Source organism: Parvularcula sp. IMCC14364 (assembly GCF_030758415.1).
In the GTDB taxonomy this organism is placed as follows: domain Bacteria; phylum Pseudomonadota; class Alphaproteobacteria; order Caulobacterales; family Parvularculaceae; genus Aquisalinus.
Genome location: NZ_CP132334.1, coordinates 3,244,773 through 3,264,615, shown reverse-complemented (window position 1 = coordinate 3,264,615; position 19,843 = coordinate 3,244,773). Strand labels below are relative to the sequence as shown.

The 19,843-nt window shown below is 50.1% G+C and carries 21 protein-coding genes and 1 pseudogene; 3 read left to right on the top strand and 19 right to left on the bottom strand.

Translation table 11 applies throughout. The annotated features are described in order from the left end of the window. Positions 1–17: 17 nt before the first annotated feature. From RAL90_RS15400 to RAL90_RS15355, 10 genes are all read right to left on the bottom strand, one after another. On the bottom strand, positions 18–1,463 hold the full coding sequence (locus RAL90_RS15400) for an ATPase, T2SS/T4P/T4SS family (protein WP_306252222.1): 1,446 nt from the start codon (positions 1,461–1,463) through the stop codon (positions 18–20). 10 nt (positions 1,464–1,473) lie between these two features. Further along, a complete protein-coding gene (locus RAL90_RS15395; protein ID WP_306252220.1) occupies positions 1,474–3,186 on the bottom strand; it encodes an AAA family ATPase in 1,713 nt (570 codons plus the stop codon). 28 nt (positions 3,187–3,214) lie between these two features. Further along, positions 3,215–3,892, bottom strand: a complete 678-nt coding sequence (locus tag RAL90_RS15390; protein WP_306252219.1) for a CpaD family pilus assembly protein — start codon at positions 3,890–3,892, stop codon at positions 3,215–3,217. Between the two features lie 15 nt (positions 3,893–3,907). Beyond that, complete coding sequence (locus tag RAL90_RS15385; RefSeq protein ID WP_306252217.1) at positions 3,908–5,374, bottom strand: type II and III secretion system protein family protein; 1,467 nt, start codon at positions 5,372–5,374, stop codon at positions 3,908–3,910. 40 nt (positions 5,375–5,414) lie between these two features. Next, positions 5,415–6,170 (bottom strand): Flp pilus assembly protein CpaB, encoded by a 756-nt coding sequence (gene cpaB, locus RAL90_RS15380; RefSeq protein WP_306252216.1) that lies wholly within the window; start codon positions 6,168–6,170, stop codon positions 5,415–5,417. Between the two features lie 102 nt (positions 6,171–6,272). Then, on the bottom strand, positions 6,273–6,776 hold the full coding sequence (locus RAL90_RS15375) for a prepilin peptidase (protein ID WP_306252214.1): 504 nt from the start codon (positions 6,774–6,776) through the stop codon (positions 6,273–6,275). A gap of 97 nt (positions 6,777–6,873) precedes the next feature. Beyond that, the gene (locus tag RAL90_RS15370) at positions 6,874–7,047 is read right to left on the bottom strand and encodes a Flp family type IVb pilin (protein ID WP_306252213.1); all 174 of its coding nucleotides are present in this window, start codon (positions 7,045–7,047) and stop codon (positions 6,874–6,876) included. Positions 7,048–7,116: 69 nt separating this feature from the next. Beyond that, positions 7,117–7,290, bottom strand: a complete 174-nt coding sequence (locus tag RAL90_RS15365) for a Flp family type IVb pilin (RefSeq protein ID WP_306252211.1) — start codon at positions 7,288–7,290, stop codon at positions 7,117–7,119. 184 nt (positions 7,291–7,474) lie between these two features. After that, positions 7,475–7,648, bottom strand: coding sequence for a Flp family type IVb pilin (locus tag RAL90_RS15360; protein ID WP_306252209.1), 174 nt, complete (start codon positions 7,646–7,648; stop codon positions 7,475–7,477). Positions 7,649–7,836: 188 nt separating this feature from the next. Continuing rightward, on the bottom strand, positions 7,837–8,571 hold the full coding sequence (locus RAL90_RS15355) for a Crp/Fnr family transcriptional regulator (RefSeq protein WP_306252207.1): 735 nt from the start codon (positions 8,569–8,571) through the stop codon (positions 7,837–7,839). 162 nt (positions 8,572–8,733) lie between these two features. On the opposite strand from RAL90_RS15355, the gene RAL90_RS15350 reads away from it, so the two are divergent. Next, entirely contained in the window at positions 8,734–9,222 is a 489-nt protein-coding gene (locus RAL90_RS15350) for a pilus assembly protein N-terminal domain-containing protein (protein WP_306252205.1), read from the top strand. Between the two features lie 12 nt (positions 9,223–9,234). Here RAL90_RS15350 and RAL90_RS15345 read toward each other — a convergent pair whose 3' ends face one another. The 5 genes and pseudogenes from RAL90_RS15345 to RAL90_RS16380 all read right to left on the bottom strand — a co-directional run. Beyond that, complete coding sequence (locus tag RAL90_RS15345) at positions 9,235–10,389, bottom strand: hypothetical protein (RefSeq protein ID WP_306252203.1); 1,155 nt, start codon at positions 10,387–10,389, stop codon at positions 9,235–9,237. Between the two features lie 3 nt (positions 10,390–10,392). Beyond that, the gene (locus tag RAL90_RS15340) at positions 10,393–11,253 is read right to left on the bottom strand and encodes an aminotransferase class IV (RefSeq protein WP_306252202.1); all 861 of its coding nucleotides are present in this window, start codon (positions 11,251–11,253) and stop codon (positions 10,393–10,395) included. Beyond that, entirely contained in the window at positions 11,250–11,825 is a 576-nt protein-coding gene (locus RAL90_RS15335) for an aminodeoxychorismate/anthranilate synthase component II (RefSeq protein ID WP_306252200.1), read from the bottom strand. Before RAL90_RS15335 ends, RAL90_RS15340 begins: the two co-directional genes overlap by 4 nt. Continuing rightward, positions 11,822–12,868 carry an anthranilate synthase component I family protein gene (locus tag RAL90_RS15330; protein WP_306252199.1) on the bottom strand — a complete coding sequence of 349 codons (1,047 nt, stop codon included), beginning with the start codon at positions 12,866–12,868 and terminating at the stop codon, positions 11,822–11,824. Before RAL90_RS15330 ends, RAL90_RS15335 begins: the two co-directional genes overlap by 4 nt. Positions 12,869–12,904: 36 nt before the next feature. Continuing rightward, positions 12,905–13,255, bottom strand: a pseudogene (locus RAL90_RS16380) (hypothetical protein); the annotation flags it as partial. A gap of 92 nt (positions 13,256–13,347) precedes the next feature. Here RAL90_RS16380 and RAL90_RS15320 point away from each other — a divergent pair. Then, the gene (locus RAL90_RS15320) at positions 13,348–14,550 is read left to right on the top strand and encodes an AI-2E family transporter (RefSeq protein WP_306252195.1); all 1,203 of its coding nucleotides are present in this window, start codon (positions 13,348–13,350) and stop codon (positions 14,548–14,550) included. Here the strand turns inward: RAL90_RS15320 and RAL90_RS15315 are convergent. Continuing rightward, positions 14,547–15,458: a hydrogen peroxide-inducible genes activator gene (locus RAL90_RS15315; RefSeq protein ID WP_306252193.1), complete on the bottom strand. Its 912-nt coding sequence runs from the start codon at positions 15,456–15,458 to the stop codon at positions 14,547–14,549. The two genes, RAL90_RS15320 and RAL90_RS15315, sit on opposite strands and share 4 nt — an antisense overlap. An 87-nt stretch (positions 15,459–15,545) precedes the next feature. Further along, positions 15,546–17,222 (bottom strand): peptide ABC transporter substrate-binding protein, encoded by a 1,677-nt coding sequence (locus RAL90_RS15310; RefSeq protein WP_306252190.1) that lies wholly within the window; start codon positions 17,220–17,222, stop codon positions 15,546–15,548. A 157-nt stretch (positions 17,223–17,379) separates the two neighbouring features. Between RAL90_RS15310 and RAL90_RS15305 the strand changes: the two genes are divergently transcribed. Next, positions 17,380–17,940 (top strand): hypothetical protein, encoded by a 561-nt coding sequence (locus RAL90_RS15305; RefSeq protein WP_306252188.1) that lies wholly within the window; start codon positions 17,380–17,382, stop codon positions 17,938–17,940. 29 nt (positions 17,941–17,969) lie between these two features. Here RAL90_RS15305 and RAL90_RS15300 read toward each other — a convergent pair whose 3' ends face one another. Further along, positions 17,970–18,881, bottom strand: a complete 912-nt coding sequence (locus RAL90_RS15300) for an ABC transporter permease (protein ID WP_306252187.1) — start codon at positions 18,879–18,881, stop codon at positions 17,970–17,972. Further along, entirely contained in the window at positions 18,881–19,834 is a 954-nt protein-coding gene (oppB, locus tag RAL90_RS15295) for an oligopeptide ABC transporter permease OppB (RefSeq protein WP_306252185.1), read from the bottom strand. Before oppB ends, RAL90_RS15300 begins: the two co-directional genes overlap by 1 nt. Between the last annotated feature and the right edge of the window lie 9 nt (positions 19,835–19,843).

Below are 19,843 nucleotides of genomic sequence, written 5' to 3'. Positions count from 1 at the left end.
TTACTCCCTAAATCAGCTTAATCTGCAGCTGCATCAAGCGCCTCAGCCAGCTCGACATGCTTTCCGTAGTATTTAGCCCGATCCCAGAACGACGGACGGGCAATGCCGGTGGACTTGTGGCGACCAATAACCTTGCCGTCATCGTCTTCACCGGTAATGTCATATACAAAAAGGTCCTGGGTAACGATTGTATCACCCTCAGCCCCGATCACCTCAGTGACATGGGTAATACGACGCGAGCCATCTCGCAGGCGCGCCGCCTGAATGACCACGTCAACCGATCCAACAATCATGTCACGAATGGTTTTTGATGGCAGGTTAAAGCCACCCATTGTAATCATGGATTCAAGCCTTGATAAGGCTTCCCGGGGTGAGTTGGCGTGCAACGTCCCCATAGAGCCATCATGGCCCGTGTTCATCGCCTGCAACAGGTCAAACGCTTCAGGGCCACGCACCTCACCCACGATAATCCGTTCAGGTCGCATCCGCAGACAGTTCTTTACAAGGTCTCGCATGGTCACTTCACCAGTACCTTCAAGATTAGGGGGGCGTGTTTCCAATCTGACAACATGTGGTTGCTGAAGCTGCAATTCTGCAGCGTCCTCACAGGTGATAACGCGCTCCCCTTCATCAATGAAGCTGGTCATGCAATTCAAAAGCGTGGTCTTGCCAGAACCAGTACCACCAGAAATCAGTGTATTGATTCCACAATGGCCAACAATTTCAAGTACCTTCGCCCCTTCAGGAGAGATCGACCCGAATTCGACCAGGTTATGGATCGTCAGTTTGTCTTTCTTGAACTTACGAATGGTCAGGGCCGCACCGTCGATAGACAGGGGTGGTGCGATAACATTGACCCGCGAGCCATCTGGCAAACGCGCATCACAAATCGGGCTGGATTCATCAACGCGCCGACCAACTTGCGATACGATCCGTTGGCAGATATTCATAAGTTGCGCGTTATCGCGGAACCGAACGGGCGTCAGTTCAATCTTTCCGCCAACCTCTATGAAAACCCGCGACGAACCGTTGACCATGATGTCAGCGATATCGTCACGCGCCAGCAATGGCTCGAGAGGGCCATAACCAAGCACATCATTACAGATATCCTGCAGCAGAGCTTCCTGCTCCGAGATAGACATCTGAAGGCCTTTAATCGAGATAATCTCGTTGACGATATCCCGAATTTCTTCCGCAGCAGATTCGGGATCAAGCTGGGCAAGCTGAGACAGGTCAATAGTGTCAATCAGTGCATTGAATATTGTCGTTTTAGTCTTGAAATACTCATCTGACTGATTTGTCGATTGCTGTACCGGTGTTGGCGCGGCAGCAACCGGTGAGGGCGCATTTGCCTTAGGTTTGGCGACTTTGGGTGGCGGCGCAACTTTATCTTTCTGCGGCGCAGATGACTTGGCAGCTGGCGCTGGCTGCATGGCAACAGCTTCTGACCTTTTTCCGAACATCTCTCAGCCTTTACAGTTTACGAAACAACGACTTGATATCAAAGCCCCTGCCTGAATTTTTCTCATTACTTTGACCAAGTATCGTGCTGGCAACCTGATCCAGTGATGTCGCCGCCTTTGACTTGCCATTCGTCTCAAAAACAGGTTCAGCATTGGTGGCAGCCATACCAAATAACTGCGGGTCCCAGTTGATGACAGCGATAGGATCAATTTCCAATGCTTCAGCAAACTGCTCGACAGGGATTTCAGGGCGTTTGGGCACACCCATCTGATTCAGCACCAGATAAGGCGGGGCATCATTCGTGCGGCTTGCCTTTACTGATTCAATCAGGTTCTTGGCATTCCGGAAAGAGGAAAGGTCTGGTGTGGCTGTAATGACGATTTCATCAGCCGAATGCAGAATACTGCGCGTCCATTCCGTCCAGGCATGAGGCAGATCAATGACAAGATTCGGCACACCACGACGGACCATATCCAGCACTTCCTCAAAAGAAGAGGCTGGCATATCATAATCCCTGTCCAGCATGTTCGGCGCAGCAAAGAGGCTCAACCGATCCGTACACTTCTGTAACAAACGATCAAGCAGAACATCGTCAAGTCGTTCCGGGGCTGCCAGCGCTTCTGCAAGGCCCTGTGAGGGATCCTGCTCAAAATCAAGACTGGCTGTACCAAAAGCCAGGTCAAGATCAAGAATAACAGTGTCACTCTTGTGCAATTCAGCTATCGCCCACGCAACATTATGACAGACCGTTGAAGAGCCCACGCCGCCGCGTGCACCAACAAAGACAATAGAGCGCCCGATAGGCGGCGCAGACGGGTCAACGTAGAGTGATGCGATAGAACGCGTGATCTGAATTGGTCGCTTTGGTGAAATCAGGTACTCGCTGATCCCCCGGTCCATTAACTCACGATACAGACGAACATCATTTACATGCCCGACAACAATAACCTTTGTGCTCGGATCACAGACTTCGGCCAACTGCTCAAGCCCTTCAAAAAGCTCGCTATTTGGTGACACAGTCTCAATGATGAGCAAGTTGGGTGTTGTTTCAGATTGAAAATGCTGCACGGCCTTTTTCAGGCCGCCCATGAAAATATTGATGTGCGCCTTGGACAACCGGCGGTCAGAAGCCGCGGCTTCAACCAGTTCGCTGGTGCCTTGTGTTTCACAGAAAACACCAATGTTGATCCTTGGAACCGGAATATGATCGCCATCCTGTGGCACATCATCTTCTTCGTAACTTTCAAGCTCGGTAACAGCAGTTGCTGGCGGAACTGGACTCGCGTCAGCAGTCTTGGCAGAAAAGTCCTGCGTCACGCTGGCAGTTAGGGGGGGCAGGTCCGCAGGGAAATCCTCATCACCAAAGTCATCGTCGAAATCTTCATCCGCGAAATCGTCTACAATTTTTGACTTTGGTTCATTAACCATGTCGAGCGCTTGCTCAATTGCAGCCAATGCTTCTTCTTCCGAATCCGAAAAATCATCATTTGTATTGGTTGTCTCGGCAATCTGTGGGGGCACATCAGGCATTGGCGGTGGCGCTGCAACCTCAGCATCATCCCAACCTTCAATGTTGCAGTCCATGTCATCTAAATCAAAATCATCGTCATCAAAATCAATGTCGATATCTTCTTCAGAAAGGGCCTCAAGATCAGCCAGTTCTTCTTCCGTGAAGGCATCATCCGTATCAAAGTCGAATTTATTGTTCGCCAGATTGCTCATATTATTTCTCCGGTACCTTCACGCTCTCTTATTGCTCTGATGCCTGAATATCTATTGAATCATCAGATTGGCTTGAGGTCGGCTCGCCCTGTACATATTTTTCGTAAACGTTGGCAGAACGTGAGGCATCACTGTCAGCAAGCGCGGTTGGAGTCACCAGATCGCGCGGATCAGCAATCATTGCTGCAAGGTTTTGCTGTGCAAAGCAGCCAAAGTTCTTAGCAGGTATGTTACGGAAACGGCGCTCTATCTCCTCGGACCAGTCTCCGCATTCGCTCGCTGTCGCGACGTAATTGGTGAAACTCACAATCACTTCGCTATTCTCCGAGAAGCCCGCCTCTCTGTATGTGGCGCCCTTGATAACTTTCCAGTCAACGCCAAGATTGTTCATTTCCTGACGCAAATCTGCAGCCAGGCTCTGGCCATAGATGTCATACTGACCGCCGGAAGGAGCCGTAATTGTGATCGGGCCATGACCGCGCGTAAAATAGGTTTGCACAAAGGCCCGCAATCTTGCCTTGTCAATTTGACTGAGTTCACTAAGCGTTGCGTCAACCGGCACCGTCAGCGTAACTGTCTGTTGCTCAACAGCGATCGGGTGCTCTTCCTCGTATGTGCGCGCCTCATTCGGCCCATTAAAAACAGTCGAGCATGCTGGTAACAGGCAAAGGGCGACAAGCGCTGGTGTAAGTCTTTTCAGTGTCATCTGTCTGTTTCCTGTCTAATCCAGAATGAAGCCCAGAGGCCCTTGCAGTGTCGAAGATCCAGTCGTTTTTCGGCGCATGCCGTATGTGGACTCCAGTTTGCCAACCAGTATCTGCTGTACCTGTGTGGCATGAACAAATCCTTGAGACGGATCAGTCAGTTCTGAGCGATGCGCAGGCTCAACGAGATACGGCGTCACTATAATGACAAGCTCTGTCTGGTTGCTGCGAAACTCGTTACTGCGGAAAAGCTGCCCGAGAACCGGTGTATCTTTCAGGGCGGGCACACCATCCACGGCAGAACGGATATTATCCTGCAGCAATCCGGCAATCGCCATGCTCCCACCACTTGGCAATTCGATAACGTTTTCAACGCGGCGCACTGTCAGGCCGGGGATAAGAAACGCATTCGGAATCAGCTCACCCGTTTCCGGGTCAATGCCTGAAGAAGCAGAGAGTGTGAAGCCATTTGTAGTGTCTACTTCACTGACTTCAGTATTTATCTTCAGGTTGATCCGCCCCCGGGACAAAACAACCGGACGGAAACCGAGAGCAACACCAAAGCGTTTGAACTCGATACCGACTTCGCCATCGTCACTGGAAACAGGGACAGGAAACTCACCACCTGCAAGGAAGTTTGCCCCTTCACCAGAAACGGATGTCAGAGTTGGCTCCGCGAGGGTGCGAATGAGGCCAGTTGACTCAAAAGCTGCCAGCGTGAGGTCCAGATTGGTCAAATCACCAAATCCAGGTGTGTTCAAGTCACCGCCAATACCGCCGGACGCCTCGCCAGAAAAAGGGAACCTGTTCTGCCAGCTGCCTGTAAAGATATTATTGTCTAGTTGAGCGAAGAAGTTTCCGTTAACACCAAGCTGTTTAACCAGATTGCGCTGCATCTCAACAATACGTACTTTGAGCATTACCTGATTTTGTTCTCTCACGCTTAACATGTTCAGAACAAGTTCCGGATCCCCGGTAAACCTTGCAGCGACATTCTGCGCACGTGCACGTTCGGTTTCTGTACCGACAGAACCCTTCAGGATAACATTTTCATTGACTGCCTCGACTGTGATACGTGAATCCGGCATCAAGCGCGAATAAAGATTGGACAGTGCGTCAACATCCCGCTCAACAATGATTTCCAGATTCAAAATCTGACGATTCCGGGCATCAAAGAAAAAGGCATTTGCCTGTCCTACTTCCATACCAAGCAGATAAACCCTGCGCGGTGATCGAATAACGACCTCAACTTTTGTTGGGTCAGAAACGAGTACATCTGCGGCAGCTTCGGGCAATTCGATAATTGCTGCTTTGCTCAGCGGCAATGTCATGCTTTTGGACGTCGCCGTGTCTCCACCTGATATGATGCGTGCTTCCTGTGCCTGAACAGACGTCGCCCCAGCCATCAAGCCAAGGAAGGCCGCGACGGCAACACTGCCCCATGTGGCAGCTTTATTGAGAATTGTTGTTCTTGCCGTGCTCATAGTACACCTTGACTGTTGGTGGTTTTATTCATTGTTAGGATCATGACTGGCCATATCTGATGACGAGAACCTCAGCAGGCTCCATTTCCTGAATCAGTTCCTCCCCATCCGCGGGCAGGAAGACGCTGCGCAGGACGAGATTAAGCGATCCAGATTCACGCGCCGTCAGAAAACGGCCAATCTGTGCCGGCGCCAATTCTAGTGTGATTGTACGACCAACTATCGAGCCTTCAGAATCCTGTTGCATGGTTTGATCAACAGCCAGAACACGTATGTTAGAATAAAGAACATTGCTATCCATCTGGGTGCCGTCACCATTTTCAAGTGTTGCGAATACATCGACACGGTCGCCTGGCAAAATAAACCCTGCAGCCGACTGGCGTGAGGTTACATCCATCGTCACAGCGCGCATTCCTGGGGTCAGCAAAGCTGCCAGCATTCCTTTATCACCGGGGCGAACAACCTTTGCTTCTGTGATCGGCTCACCAGCTACAATTGGTGTTCTGGCTAATGCCTGCGGAAGCTCTTCATAAAAACTCTTATTTTCGTCCGTTACGAGAAAGTCCGGAAGGCCTTTCCTTGGCCACTTCACCCATTTGGTTTTCTTCGGGTCAAGCCGCTCGCCTTGCGCAAAATCTGTGTCGGCCACCAACACACGGACAGTTTCGATGGTCTCCTGCTGAGGGATCGCCTGGGTAATAACCTCTGGCGTATCTTCGCCTGAAGCGACCAGGAAAAAAGCACCACCACCCGCAAGGAGCGCCACACCCAGAAGTATCAATCGACCTGTATTCACTTCACACCGCCTTCAGATTCGACACAAAAAAACGCAATTGTTCAGGTCCAATCTGGCGCAAAACCCTCAAAACAAAGTTAATGAATAAGGTAAGGACTGGCCTCAGCCGAATACGGTAAGGAAGGCCATCGCCTCATGAAGAGACCAGAATCCCCCCAGCGCGATACCAACGCCATATGGCATGGCACGACGCGAGCCATGCAATTCCATCAACCAGGGCGCATGAGCATAGACCGGTAACATCGGCGTTGAGCGAAACATGATGATCGCGAAAGCAAATATACCGCTCGCAAGGATCACTTTGAAAAGAAACATTGGGAATGCTGCGGGCCCGACCCACAAAGCGGTCGCGGCAAGCAACTTGACATCTCCGGCCCCAAACTGGCCGGTTGTATAGATTGCGAAGCCCAGGACGAGGACACCCAGCGCGAGGGCAATCGAAGATGATAACATCTCGATTGAATAGCCAAAGCATAAAGCCATCACTGGAAACGCCAGAACCAGAGTTATGGATATCCAGTTGGGTATCTTCAGCTCACCCAGATCGTTGATAGCTGCGATCAGCCATGATGCGGGTAAAATGGAAACTAGGATATAAGACAGCATCGCCACCTCGTCTTAAACAACCCGGCCAATACGTATAGCAACAGGCTTAAGGAGTGGTTATTGGAGGGAGCGCTCAAGGGGTGTTTGATCCCTATTCTTATACAGCGCTATCAACACCGGATGCGATGTCAGAAAAATTCGTACTGAGAGATGTTGCAACTGCCTGCAAAGCACCAATCGCGGCAATCGCCAAAAGCGCTGCAATCAATGAATATTCAATCGCGGTTGCACCTTTTTCTTCGTTCCAGAAGCTATAGATGTTCTTTGACATAAGCGAACCTCGCAGTGATGGAAAGGAGGCCCACAAGGCCTCCTTCCGCTATGAGATATGAATCCCGGCTTAAGCAGCAGCATCCAGGTTGGATGAGATCTCGGAGAAGTTGGTGCTCAGTGATGTTGCAACGGCTTGCAGCGCACCAATGATTGCAACAGCAATCAATGCGGCGATCAGGCCATATTCAATGGCTGTAGCGCCTTCTTCATCTTTGATAAAACGGTTGATAAGATTTGTCATTTCAGACTCCATTTACTTGCACTTCTACGCCCTGCTCTTGGGCACAGAAATCATAATCAAATCTTGTAAAAATAATATTTATGGAAATATATGCGATAGAAATTTCAATAATGAAAATTTTTATAATTATAAAAAAGGGGAGGCTTCGAGCCTCCCCTTTAGGTAGTGAGAAATAGTCGCCAGCTTAAGCAGCTGAATCCAGATTGGATGAAATCTCAGAGAAGTTGCTGCTCAGTGATGTTGCAACAGCTTGCAGCGCACCAATAATTGCGACAGCAATCAATGCAGCGATCAGGCCATATTCAATGGCTGTAGCGCCTTCTTCATCTTTGATAAAACGGTTGATAAGATTTGTCATTTTAGACTCCATTTACTTGCACTTGCACTTGCACACCCGGTTTTCGGATATGAACTCAAGCTAACACAACGAAGTAAAGAAAGTACTGACCGAAATGCATGTCAGGGTTAATAAATTCTTACCCGGATAATTAAATTTTTGCACAAACCAACAGCAATTAGGGGCGACCAGTTATTTAACACCAGAAATTACAACGCCAAAGAATGAAATCTGGAATAATCAGTAATGATTAAACCAGGATAATTACGTTGAGCAATATTCTGACTGATCAGCTTCGCAACGATTTCTGCCACTTCAGCCTCGCTGGTACCAGCAACCTCAGCCAGTTCGCGGTGCTTGGGCATGGCGCTAATGTGCCATAAAGGCGTGAATTGCCGTTCATCGCGCTCCAACATGTCAAAAAGCGCCCGGTAAATACGCTTGCACGGATCATCATGATGCTCTTCAGCCCCCCTGCGGTCATTCAGGAGTTGCCGGGCAAAGTTCACAAGGAACGCACGTGCGACGACCGGCTTTCGCTTTACCAGATCAAGAACCTGCTCTCCGTCGACTTTCAGAATTTCAAGCTCCGACATAGCCGTCAGGCCCACCTGCAAATCCTGTTGATCAAATTCTCCAAGCACATACTCAAGACCGAAAACCTGTCCTGCTGACATCTGTTCAACCGATAGCGCGCCAGTTGAAGGTGACATTGTCGTCAGACTTGCCTGACCGGATACAATGCAAAAAATTTCCCCGCCATCATATTGGGACATGGCAAAAACTGTCTCGCCCGCGCCAAAAGCGCGCTTGCAGGTATGATCCGCCAGAATGGCCAAAGATGATTCAGGCAAAATGTTAAAGGAGTCAAAAGCCAACAGGGCATCCCTGACATGATCACACTGGCCTGCACTATCCTGAGTAACCGTAGCTGCTGAAATCATTGAGGGGGAGTCTCCATCGGATGCGCGTCTCGCCCAACGCGCACCTACTTGAACAAACTCCTGTTAAAACAGCGTAAAGCCGGAACCTTAATTCGAGGGAAGCACGGCAACAGTCGCACACATTTAAGAAATCCTTGAGAAATTCGTGCCAGAAAAGCACGAATGAACAGAAAGGATATCTCCATGCGTCGCGAGATACTTACAACACTGGCATTGGGTTTCCTGGCTATCTGGCCTGCCTCGGCAACGGCCGGCGAGCTATGGCTGACGATTGATCAGGTCCGTAATTACGATCTGGAAACCCCGGTCAGCAGCATTGTCGTCGGTAATCCGGCTATCGCTGATGTGACTGTTCAGTCCAACGACAAGATCCTTCTCTATGGCAAGACACCTGGACTCACCAACATCTATTTCTTTGATCAGAATGGTGAGCGCATCGACAATCTGAATATCCGTGTACAAAGTCCATCAGGCAATATGCTGGTACTGAACCGCGGCATTGAACGTGCTACATATACGTGCACGCAAAAATGTGAACTGACTGCCGCTGTAGGCGACAGTGACGAGATCTTCGGACAGGTCACAGGTCAGGCGACAACAAAAGTCAGCACAGCGCTGGAAGCCGCAGCCAGTAGCTTTACGGGTAATTGATCCAAGGACAATTCAGGAAACCTGCCCGAAAACATATATCCTCGGCCGCTCCGGCGGCCGAAGTTTTTTGCGGCACCATTCATCCACACGCCACGCCATATCCTGATTGGGACTCACCCCTGCATTCAGGTCAATATGGGCAATAAGTCGGTCAAGCGCACCGCTGCGCTGCGCCACTCGCACATTGCATCCTGCTATATCAGGATGCTCGGCAATTATCTCTCCGATCTTTTGTGGAAAGACATTTACAGCGCCGATTTGAACGGCGCCATCGCGGCGGCCAGCGAGACTGAAAGTCCTGTCACCTTCCCAAAGCAGATGGTCCATCGCCGTCAGCTCACGCACTTGCCCGTCCGGACAGGTACGCACAAGCTTCTCCCCATCAGCAGCCCAGTGATCAAACAGGACAAAGGGCTCAGAAGGCGTATCGCGCCATCCGATAATACCTGTTTCGGTTGATCCGTATAGCTCTCGCATTGCGCCTAGACCCATCTCACGCAACTCCGCCGAAAGGTCCAGCATCAGCGGCTCGCCAAATGACAGGCCCATCACGTTATTGGGAAAAGAAGGTAATGTCTGCGCCAGATAGCGCCACAGCGTTGGCGTTGCGATGAGAATATCGCCAAAGGTCAAACTATCCGCCAACAGATCTGGTGACATGGCACGCCCATCTACAACGGACAGGTGCTGCAGGTTGGGCGCCAGGACAGAAGTAACAAACCCGAACAGACTATGGGTTGAAACCATCGTAATAATCCGTCGTCGACCGTGCATGAGGCTGGCGATCATGCGCGCATCCTGCCAGACCTCATCAGCTGAATGTCGCGCCTCAGCGACACCGCCTTGTGTCGCTGGGTGAAAACGGAAAGTTCTGAGGTCTTTCTCGATCAACTGCTTGACCTGTTGCGACCAACTGCCAAACGTATCAGATGCTGCGGTAATAAGACTGTCCGCAGGCTTGTCGAAGAAAGAGCAAAACCGTCTGGCGCAAGCTTCGAGTTGCTCTTGCGTCAACTCTGCCCCATCTTCGCCAACGGGTGTGTCAGGACCCCATTCTGCCTGCGCTACGAAGTCTGTATAATGGTTGAAATGTCGGGCCAGCTCATCACCGGTCAGAGCACATACCAGTCTTGCCAGTTGCTCATCGTCAATTGAAAAACTTTTCATGTGTCAAAGCCCAATATCAGTACTGACTTTTTGCGCGTATTGCCGTTGTAACTCAAGTAACAGATTTTCCATGTCCTCAGACATACGCACCTTACTGCCAACAAGTTGCGCGCGCTGGATACCAACAAGACTGTTGGTCAGGAAGATACACCCGTTCTCCAGTATCGCGGGTTTATATTTCCCCTCATCGACTGGGAGAGACAACTCACTGGCAATGGATAAAAGTACGTCTCTGGTGATACCGGGCAATATGCCACACTCTCTGTCAGGTGTGACAAGTGAGAGATCTGGCAAGAGCAGAAAGAGATTAGCGGCTGTAGCACACGCCAAGTGTCCGGCATTATTGCACATGACCGCATCATCTGCCACGTTTTGCACCGCTTGATGTCTGGCCAATATATTATCTGTATAGGAAATTGTCTTGAAGCCAGAAGATGGCGAGCCTTCATTCCTGCAAATATCGCTGACAATCAGCTGCACGCTATCTGGTGAGGGAGGCAGTACTGGCGCGGCAGAAACCATGAATGTCGGGCTCGTATCCCTTTTATGCGGCGGCACCAAACCACGCTGTCCAACACCTCTTGTCAGCGTCAGGCGTGCGGCACAATCCACATCGTCGGCAGAAAACCGTTCTGCGCTCTGCCGGATAGCTTCCCCAATCACGTCATCGCTATAGTTAATTGGAATAGTGAAAAAATTTGCTGCCCGCTTTAGCCGGGATAAATGCTGTTTGAAAAAAACTGGCCTCCCGTGGCGCACCAACAAAGTTTCGAATATACCATCTGCCAGTAGTAAACCGCGATCCCTGCCATCTATCTTGCCGATAGCATCACTATACAGATGACCATTTAACCAGATACTCACGAGACCATCTCCGATACTATAGACAGAAAGTTCGAAATGATCTTCTTCCCTTCAGTAGTCAGGAGGGATTCCGGATGAAACTGCACGCCGTGATGGGGGTATGTTTTATGACGAAAGCCCATCACCTCACCATCCTCCGTGTAGGCCTGTTCCATTAGTTCAGTTGATGTAGAAATATTTGAAGCGAGGGAATGATACCTTCCTGCCTGAAATGGGTTCGCCACCCCCTTGAACACGCCGGTATTATCATGCGTTATCGAACTTGCCCTGCCATGCATTGGCTCTTTCGCAGAAACGGTAATGCCACCATAGCTTTCTGCCAGACACTGATGGCCCAGGCAAACACCCAGAACGGGCGTATCTCTTTTCTCATAGATGACCTTCAGACAATCACCTGCAGATTGAGGCCGGCCAGGCCCAGGCGAGAGAATAATACCGCGCACAGAAGGCCAGGAAATATCTGCATCCGATAACCGGTCATTGCGTACAATATGCGTTTCATCTCCCAATTCGCGAACATATCTGGCAAGGTTGTGTACGAATGAGTCGTAATTATCAATGACCAGAATCATGGCACTGAAGGGCCCGGCACGTTGAGTCCGTCAACCAATTTCTGGAAGATTATTGCTTTTGCCTCTGTTTCTCGCCATTCTTCTTCTGGGTCAGAAAGCACCGTAACCCCTCCCCCGCTCCCGTAACTTAACTGCAAAGCACCATCTTTTTTTGAAGCCGTCGCGGTGCGGATAGCTACAGAAAAATCTGCCCCGCCGCGATCGTCAACGTACCCGATACTACCACAGTAAATTCCGCGTGGACGCCCCTCAATGTCGGCTATAGCTTGCATGGCCCTTACTTTTGGCGCGCCTGTTATAGACCCACACGGGAAGGATGCCTTCAAAATATCAGCTGCTGTCTGGCCAGGCCGCAAAACCCCAGACACACGAGACACAAGATGGTGCACATGTGCATAGGTTTGCACGTCACATATTTTCTCCTCTAAAATAGTTCCGTCTTCACATATCCGGGAGAGATCATTACGAACAAGATCCGTAATCATGATGTTCTCGGCACGATCCTTCTCACTTCGGGCCAAGCCCCTGATGAGCTGCAAATCTTCTTCAGGATCATGACTACGTTGGCGTGTGCCTTTTATGGGCTCAGCTACGACTCTTCTGGTTCCGCCTGAAGTTATAATATTGAAAAACCGTTCTGGCGAGTTAGAGAGATATGCCTCCTGCTCATATTGCATCAAACATGAGAAAGCTGCGGGGTTTGCCGCACACATATATTCATAAAGATATGCAGCATCTCCTCGCTCGAGGACAGCCCCCTCTAAAATTGCCGTAAGTTGCCGCGAAAGGTTTGCCTGAAAATACTCTCCCTCCAGAATGTCTTTTCTGCACGTATTTACATCGTCATGGTAGGCATATTCAGATTTATCCGAACTCAAAGCAGAGACAGCCAACTTCTCCTTGGCAAAAAAATTCTGTGGCTTTGCATCTTCCAGAAGAGCATCTCTCAAGGCCTCAACCGCCTGCAAAGAGCAGCCGAACACTTCACCCTCGCCACCTGCAATAGGCCAGGCGCCAACAGCGTCATAAAAACCAAAATCCATGTTCGCTGTCTCAGCGCCGGGCAAGCGCAAACCAGGCTCATTAAACTGAGCCATCTCATATGAAACGTGCCCGAGAGCGCCAGAAATAAAAGGTGGAAGTTGTGAGGTTTTATCGCTCGTCGACGACTGAGGCTCCCTGCGCTTCAGGTAATCTGCCAGCGCATCAAAGGGGCCACCATGATCCGTGGTGACCAGTTCGCCGCACCATCTGGCAACACCCTTGCGAAAAGAGAACACTGCCACGGGTTTCGCTGCGATCATCTGCCATTGCCCACCCCATGCCTGTTCTGCCATCTGGCCAGCCCCAAGAACATGTGCGTAAGGCGTACCAGCGACTTTTCGCACCGCTTCATCGAAATCAAGATTAGTCAGGGCAACTCGAAACATATCGCGACATACGCAAGATCAAGGCTTGAATAAAGAAAAAACCCTGCCATCTAATGACGAAACAAGGGACAAAAAAAGAGGGATAGCAGGCAATGCCGGATCAAAAATCAGAAAAAGTCTCTCTTTACGGGCAGGGCCTGCCCCGCCTTTTCTATGCATCCGCACTTGCAATCTTAATTGGCTATGTTCTGTATATTGGACAATCCATAATTATACCCTTGGTATTCGCCCTTTTCCTGACGTTTATAATTGTCACGGTAAAGAATAGCATAGAGAGGTTACCGGGACTCGGGAAAATACTGCCAGAATGGCTTAGTTTTGTACTTGCTTTTGGCCTGATAACGCTCGTCATGATCGTCCTTGGCCAGATTGTCATTGCCAATGGTGAAGCGATGCTCGCAGAGTTTCCTGAATATCGGCAGAAATTTCTGGAAATCGCAGCAAATCTTATCAACTACCTTTCGCAATTCTCCTTCCTGCAGGAGTACTTCCCGGCACAGGAGATAAACGCTTCTGACGAGGTTACGGCGCAACTACCGCCGGCCGATATGGAGCTATTTGCACAGTGGCAGGATCAACTAATCAATATAGCTACCAGCTTCGTCAATGATGTCCGCTCGGCCATTGCAACGATTGGTGCCAATCTGGTTACCATCCTTCTATATACTGGCTTTATGCTGATTGAACGTGGAAAATTCCTTGTCAAACTACATGCACTCGCAGGAGCTGATGATGACCGGCTGGATGTAGATCAGATCGTGCAGGATATCGGCACCCTTGTGCGGCAATATATCTCCATCAAGACAACGACCAGTTTCATTGTCGCCGTCCTATCATGGATCATCATGCTGATCTTGGGCATAGATTTTGCTGGATTCTGGGCATTGCTGATTTTTTCTCTGAACTTTATTCCGATCATCGGCTCAATTATTGCGGTCATCCTGCCCTCTGCATTAGCATTGGTACAACCAGATGGCGGAGGTATTACACTGTTCATTTTGACAATTTTACTGCTGACAACCGCAGAGCAGGTTGTGGGGTCAGTTATTGAACCTCGCTTACTGGGAAAGTCTTTGAACCTCAGCCCATTGGTAATACTGTTGTCTCTGACATTCTGGGGAACTCTATGGGGCTTTGGCGGTATGCTGCTCTGTATTCCGATCACTGTTGGCATCATGATTGTTTTGTCACAGTTCGAAGCATCACGCGGCGTCGCGATCATGCTCTCGGAGAATGGGAAGATTAAGCCTATCCAGAGGAAAATGTCGCCCCCCACGGCAACAGAAGCCAACTAAGCACTCAACACTTTGGTAAAAATATCTTCCATCGCTTCCACGTCCTGACGACGGCCTGACCCTTTGCGCCAAACAAAACCAATCTGTCGGCCGGGAACAGTTTCTCCCTTTCCTTCCCTAAACGGAATAGTGATGAGAGAAGATGACTTAGCCAACCCTTGACGCACCGCCATTTCAGGCAAAAGCGTTGCTCCGATACCGGATCGAACCATCTGGGCCAGGGTGAAGATGCTAGTACCACCAAATGTGTTAGCGAGTTCTTTCTCCTGCAATTGGCAGGCGGACAACGCATGATCCCTTAGACAATGCCCGTCTTCGAGCAAGAGTAACTCTCTTGCATTCAACTCATCAATACTAACCTCTGCACGACTGGCCAGCCGATGCTCTGCTGAGCAGGCAAAAAGAAAACTGTCTTCCGCAAAGACCAGAGATTCCAATCCTTCCGTGTTGTAGGGAAAGGCGATCAAAGCAATATCAATTTGCCCGCTACGCACATAGTCAATCAGGGTCGCAGACAGTGCTTCCCTGAGGTAAAGTGACAGGTCGGGATATTTGCGCCTGAACTGCGGCATTGCCTTGGGCAAAACGTAAGGTGCGATGGTCGGGATAATGCCCAGATTGACAACACCACTCAGCGGCTCTGACTTGCGTGCCACGCGCGCAAAATCTTCTGCCTGCGCGAGCAACGCGCGTGCGCGCTCAACAAGCACTTCGCCAACGGGCGTTAGCGTAAATGATCGACTGCTTCGATCTACCAGTTGAGCGTCAAGCGTGCTCTCCAATTCCTTGATAGCTGCAGAAAGCGTTGACTGGGAGACCAGGCAGGCATCAGCTGCCCTTGAAAAAGACTGCTGCTGAGCCAGCGCTATGAAAAACTGAAGTTGTCGAAGGGTCGGAAGAGGCGTCATGGACAACTGATAAACTGATACGCCTGCAAAAACAAAGGCCTCCCTGACGGGAGGCCTTTGACGCTTTAACTTATCAAACTGACAAGATCAGTATTTTTTCCGGGCACTTTCGTCAATCGAGAGCCAGCGCGTACGCTGTATACCGAGAACATTATTGTTCCAGCCCTTAACATGCAAACCTACCAGGTTGCGATTCACGCTGAAATAGATCGGCGCGATGGGCAGATCTTCCAACAGGATCGCTTCAGCCAAAGCCATCAATTCAGCACGCGCGTCGAGATCCTGTGTGTTGTTGGCTTCCGTCATCAACCGGTCAAATTCTGCATTGGCATAGTCGGCATAGTTGATTGGCCCGGTATCGGACTTTGCCAAAAAGAGGAAATTATCCGGATCGTTATAATCCGCGACCCAACCAGCATCGGCAACATCAAAATTGCGCGCACGGTAATCTGCATACGCAACTTTCGGCTCCTTGCCTTCCAGTTTTGCCGTGACGCCAACACGCTTCCACATATCCTGCATCGCGACCATGATCTGCCTTCTATCGCCAGCAAGGCGATATTTTACATTAATGGTTAGCGGGTTACTCTCATCATAACCAGCTTCGGCAAGAAGATTGCGCGCTATCGCTAAACGCTCCTCCTGCGTCATATCTGCTTCCGCCATCTGCGGCGGGTTATTGATATAATTATCAATTCCCGGCGGGGTTAGGCCATAGGCTGGCACTTCACCTGCCCGGAGAACCTGCTCTGTCAGGATATCCCGGTCAATAGCAAGCCCCAACGCCCGCCGCACGCGCGCATCATCAAATGGCGGTACATTGGAATTGAATGTCAGATAGGTTGTCGAAAGAATAACTTCGTTCCGCTTTACGCCAGGCATAATCTCATCAATCAAATTCACCTGCTGGATAGGATAGCATTGCGAACAGGAATTCGAGTCGATCTCGCCTGCCCGAAAAGCACGAAATGCAGCAGAAACATCCCCTATCGGCTTGTAGTAAACGGTATCAATGGCAACATTGTCAGCATCATAAAAGCGCTCATTCTTGACCAGTTTGATCTGGCTGTTCGGTCGCCATTCCTCCACAACATAAGGACCATTAGAGACATAACTGCCAGGTCGCACCCAGGCATTGCCCAACTCTTCAATCTTGTGAATGGGTACCGGAAAAGCCGTGTAATGGGTCAGCAGCGTTGCCAGGAAAGGCGTTGGCTGCTCAACTTGCAACTCCAGTGTCTTGGCATCAATCGCGCGCGCGCCAAGCTCTGAAGGTGGCATCTCGCCATTACTGATGGCACGCGCATTTTTGAATGGATAAAGAAGTGAGGCATATGGCGCAGCTGTCGTTGGGTCCAGGATGCGCTGCCATGATTTAATAAACACGTCAGCCGTCACAGGCTCACCATCTGACCAAACCATATCTTCGCGAATTTTGAAGGTGTGTGTCAGACCATCTTCGCTAATCTCATGAGCCACAGCCGCTCCAAAAACTGGCTTGGCATCAGCGTCTTCCGTGTAAAGGCCGACCATCATGTCGCCAATAATGTTATTTTCCCAAGTACCGTTCGCCTGATGCGGGTCCAGTGTATTCGGCTCATAGCCATTACCCCGGTTCATAACGACGCCTTCATCAAGAGCGACTGTGGGACCAACCGCATCTTCACTACCACCACTACAAGCCGTGACCAGCAATGTAGCAGCAAGCGTCACAGCCAGAGCTGTCTTGCGACCAATTTTCTCTACCAATCCAGAAAGGACCATACTTCATCTCCGTTCTCTAGTTGGGTCGCTTATAGCCCAGAGTGGTGCCTGCCAAAAGCAATCATTCACCGCGACCGATCTGTTTAATCCTGATCGAAATGCCGTTTGACGGGCTCATTTTGTTCATTGTAGAGTGTGGAAAATTTTGAGGTTTTCGATGCGTATTATCCTGTCAAGTCTGGCTTCCTGCTCAATTCTGCTTCTCGGAGCTTCTTATTCTGCAGAAGCCCCCAAAACGATGTCAGACTGCATCCAGATAAGTAACGATGACGAGCGGCTCGCATGTTTTGACGAATTAGCAAAACAACCAAATTTAGACGGTGATAATCTTACTAATTCTCCCACTGCAAAATCGATTGAAACACCCATACAGAGAGAGAAACGTTTTTTTGGTTTCAACTTTAGCCGTGAAAATCCAGATACTGAGGAAGACTTTGGAAGAAGGGCACCACCTATCAGGGAGGTAAATGAAGTTTCCTCAGAGATCGTAGACGTCAAGTTCCGCGCTAAAGATCCAGCAGGTTACAAGTTACGAGCCTACAGGATAGAACTGGCTAATGGTCAGATATGGGAACAGACCGAGACCGATAGATACAGCTTAAGAAAATTCCGTGATGAAGTTACTTATCAAGCAACTGTCCGCAGAGGAGCGTTAGATAGTTTTCTGATGGAAATTGAACCCATGGGCCGAACCATACGCGTACGCCGTGTAGAGTAGAGTAAACAATAGATCACAACAATTTGAGCTTAACGATCCTTCGGATCCAATGCATCTCGCAAGCCATCACCGATAAAGTTAAAGCAGAATAGTGTCAGCGCCATCACGCCTGCAGGAAAAAGCAGTGCCCATGGGGCCGCCTCTACGCCGTTTGCACCGTCTGCAATCAGGACTCCCCAGCTGGTCAAAGGCTCCTGCACGCCCAAACCAAGGAAGCTGAGAAAACTCTCAGCCAGAATGGCGTAAGGAATTGTCAGGGTGACGTAAATAACAACCGGGCCAATCAGATTCGGCACGATATGCCTGCGCACAATAGTCATTGGCGTCACACCAATCGCCCTTGCAGCCTCGACGAATTCTTTCTCCTTCAGGGAGAGCGTTTGCCCGCGCACAATACGCGCCATGGTCAACCATTCAATAGCCCCGATTGCGATAAACATGATCCACAGGGAAGTACCGAAAATCACTGTCAGGATGATCACAAAAAAGATAAACGGCAACGAATAAAGAATATCGACAATCCGCATCATGACGTTATCTACGGTGCCACCGAAGAACCCTGCAGTTGCCCCCCATAAGACCCCGATCACAAGTGAAACCATCGTGGCAATCAACCCTACGGCAAGGCTGACCCTGGCACCCATCATGGTCCGCACCAAAATATCGCGCCCGTTCGTATCCGTCCCCATCCAGTACTCTGCGGAAGGGGGCACACTGTAAGCTGAATAGTTAATATCGTTGTATTTTACCGGACTGACTGCCGGCCAGACTATCGCTGCCATGACAATCAGAAACAGGATGACCATGGAGGCAACGGCTGCCTTATTGGCAAAAAGGCGCGCGCGCGCGTCATCCCAGAGCGAGCGGCCTTTAACAGCCTGCGCAGCTTGCATCGACTGGACGTTAGGATGCTTGTCGGCATGACGGGAGATCTGATTCATCAGGTCAACCTCACCTTGGGGTCAAGCGCCGCCAAAACCAGATCTGCCAGCAGGTTCAGAACCACAATCAGGGTCGCATAAATAATCACAACCCCCATCACCAGAGTATAGTCGCGATTAAGGGCGCCAGTGACAAAATACTGGCCGATGCCCGGCAATGTGAAGATTTTCTCAATCACCAGCGACCCGGACAAGAGAGCTGCCGTTGCTGGCCCGAGATAGCTGATCAAGGGCAGTGCAGCTGCACGCAGCGCATGCCGGGTGACAATCTTACCTGGCGACAGGCCTTTGGCCCGGGCTGTCCGGATAAAATTGGAACGCAGGACTTCAATCATTGAACCACGCATAAGACGGGATATGATCGCAATTTGCGGTAACGCCAGAGTAATCACCGGCAAAATGAGCGAACGAAAAAAAGCGTCCAGGCCCTGCTGCTCGATTCCACTCCAACCGATCCAGCCAGAGGTTGGCAGCCAGTCATTCCAGACAGCAAATATAAGCGTCATCACTGGCGCGGTCACAAAATTTGGTATGGTGATGCCGGCCATAGCCACCGTCATCACAGTATAGTCTGTCGCTTTGTTTTGCCGCAGGGCTGCAATCACACCCAATATGGACCCGACTGATATCGCCAGCATTAAAGCCGAAAGACCAATGGTGATGCTTACGGGCAACCCCTGCAACACGAGCTCGGTTACGGTAAAATCCCGGTTCACGAAAGAGGGGCCGAAATCCCCCTGCAACACATTGCCCAGATATTTGAAAAACTGCACTGGCAGGGGATCATCTAGATTATATTTGGCGTTGAGATTGGCTTCTATAGCCGGGGGCACATTTCGCTCTGACGTGAAGGGGCCACCTGGTGCCAGACGCATCATGAAAAATGCGACCGCAATAATTATAAAAAGAGTGGGAATAGCCGAGAGCAGCCGCTTCAGCGCATAAAGTACCATATCGGAACT

Excerpts from the sequence above, each read along its gene's own strand:
- RAL90_RS15400 (WP_306252222.1), bottom strand. The coding sequence starts at position 1,463 with ATGTTCGGAAAAAGGTCAGAAGCTGTTGCCATGCAGCCAGCGCCAGCT.
- RAL90_RS15395 (WP_306252220.1), bottom strand. The coding sequence starts at position 3,186 with ATGAGCAATCTGGCGAACAATAAATTCGACTTTGATACGGATGATGCC.
- RAL90_RS15390 (WP_306252219.1), bottom strand. The coding sequence starts at position 3,892 with ATGACACTGAAAAGACTTACACCAGCGCTTGTCGCCCTTTGCCTGTTA.
- RAL90_RS15385 (WP_306252217.1), bottom strand. The coding sequence starts at position 5,374 with ATGAGCACGGCAAGAACAACAATTCTCAATAAAGCTGCCACATGGGGC.
- RAL90_RS15375 (WP_306252214.1), bottom strand. The coding sequence starts at position 6,776 with ATGCTGTCTTATATCCTAGTTTCCATTTTACCCGCATCATGGCTGATC.
- RAL90_RS15370 (WP_306252213.1), bottom strand. The coding sequence starts at position 7,047 with ATGTCAAAGAACATCTATAGCTTCTGGAACGAAGAAAAAGGTGCAACC.
- RAL90_RS15365 (WP_306252211.1), bottom strand. The coding sequence starts at position 7,290 with ATGACAAATCTTATCAACCGTTTTATCAAAGATGAAGAAGGCGCTACA.
- RAL90_RS15360 (WP_306252209.1), bottom strand. The coding sequence starts at position 7,648 with ATGACAAATCTTATCAACCGTTTTATCAAAGATGAAGAAGGCGCTACA.
- RAL90_RS15355 (WP_306252207.1), bottom strand. The coding sequence starts at position 8,571 with ATGATTTCAGCAGCTACGGTTACTCAGGATAGTGCAGGCCAGTGTGAT.
- RAL90_RS15350 (WP_306252205.1), top strand. The coding sequence starts at position 8,734 with ATGAACAGAAAGGATATCTCCATGCGTCGCGAGATACTTACAACACTG.
- RAL90_RS15345 (WP_306252203.1), bottom strand. The coding sequence starts at position 10,389 with ATGAAAAGTTTTTCAATTGACGATGAGCAACTGGCAAGACTGGTATGT.
- RAL90_RS15335 (WP_306252200.1), bottom strand. The coding sequence starts at position 11,825 with ATGATTCTGGTCATTGATAATTACGACTCATTCGTACACAACCTTGCC.
- RAL90_RS15330 (WP_306252199.1), bottom strand. The coding sequence starts at position 12,868 with ATGGATTTTGGTTTTTATGACGCTGTTGGCGCCTGGCCTATTGCAGGT.
- RAL90_RS15320 (WP_306252195.1), top strand. The coding sequence starts at position 13,348 with ATGCCGGATCAAAAATCAGAAAAAGTCTCTCTTTACGGGCAGGGCCTG.
- RAL90_RS15315 (WP_306252193.1), bottom strand. The coding sequence starts at position 15,458 with ATGACGCCTCTTCCGACCCTTCGACAACTTCAGTTTTTCATAGCGCTG.
- RAL90_RS15310 (WP_306252190.1), bottom strand. The coding sequence starts at position 17,222 with ATGGTCCTTTCTGGATTGGTAGAGAAAATTGGTCGCAAGACAGCTCTG.
- RAL90_RS15305 (WP_306252188.1), top strand. The coding sequence starts at position 17,380 with ATGCGTATTATCCTGTCAAGTCTGGCTTCCTGCTCAATTCTGCTTCTC.
- RAL90_RS15300 (WP_306252187.1), bottom strand. The coding sequence starts at position 18,881 with ATGAATCAGATCTCCCGTCATGCCGACAAGCATCCTAACGTCCAGTCG.
- oppB (WP_306252185.1), bottom strand. The coding sequence starts at position 19,834 with ATGGTACTTTATGCGCTGAAGCGGCTGCTCTCGGCTATTCCCACTCTT.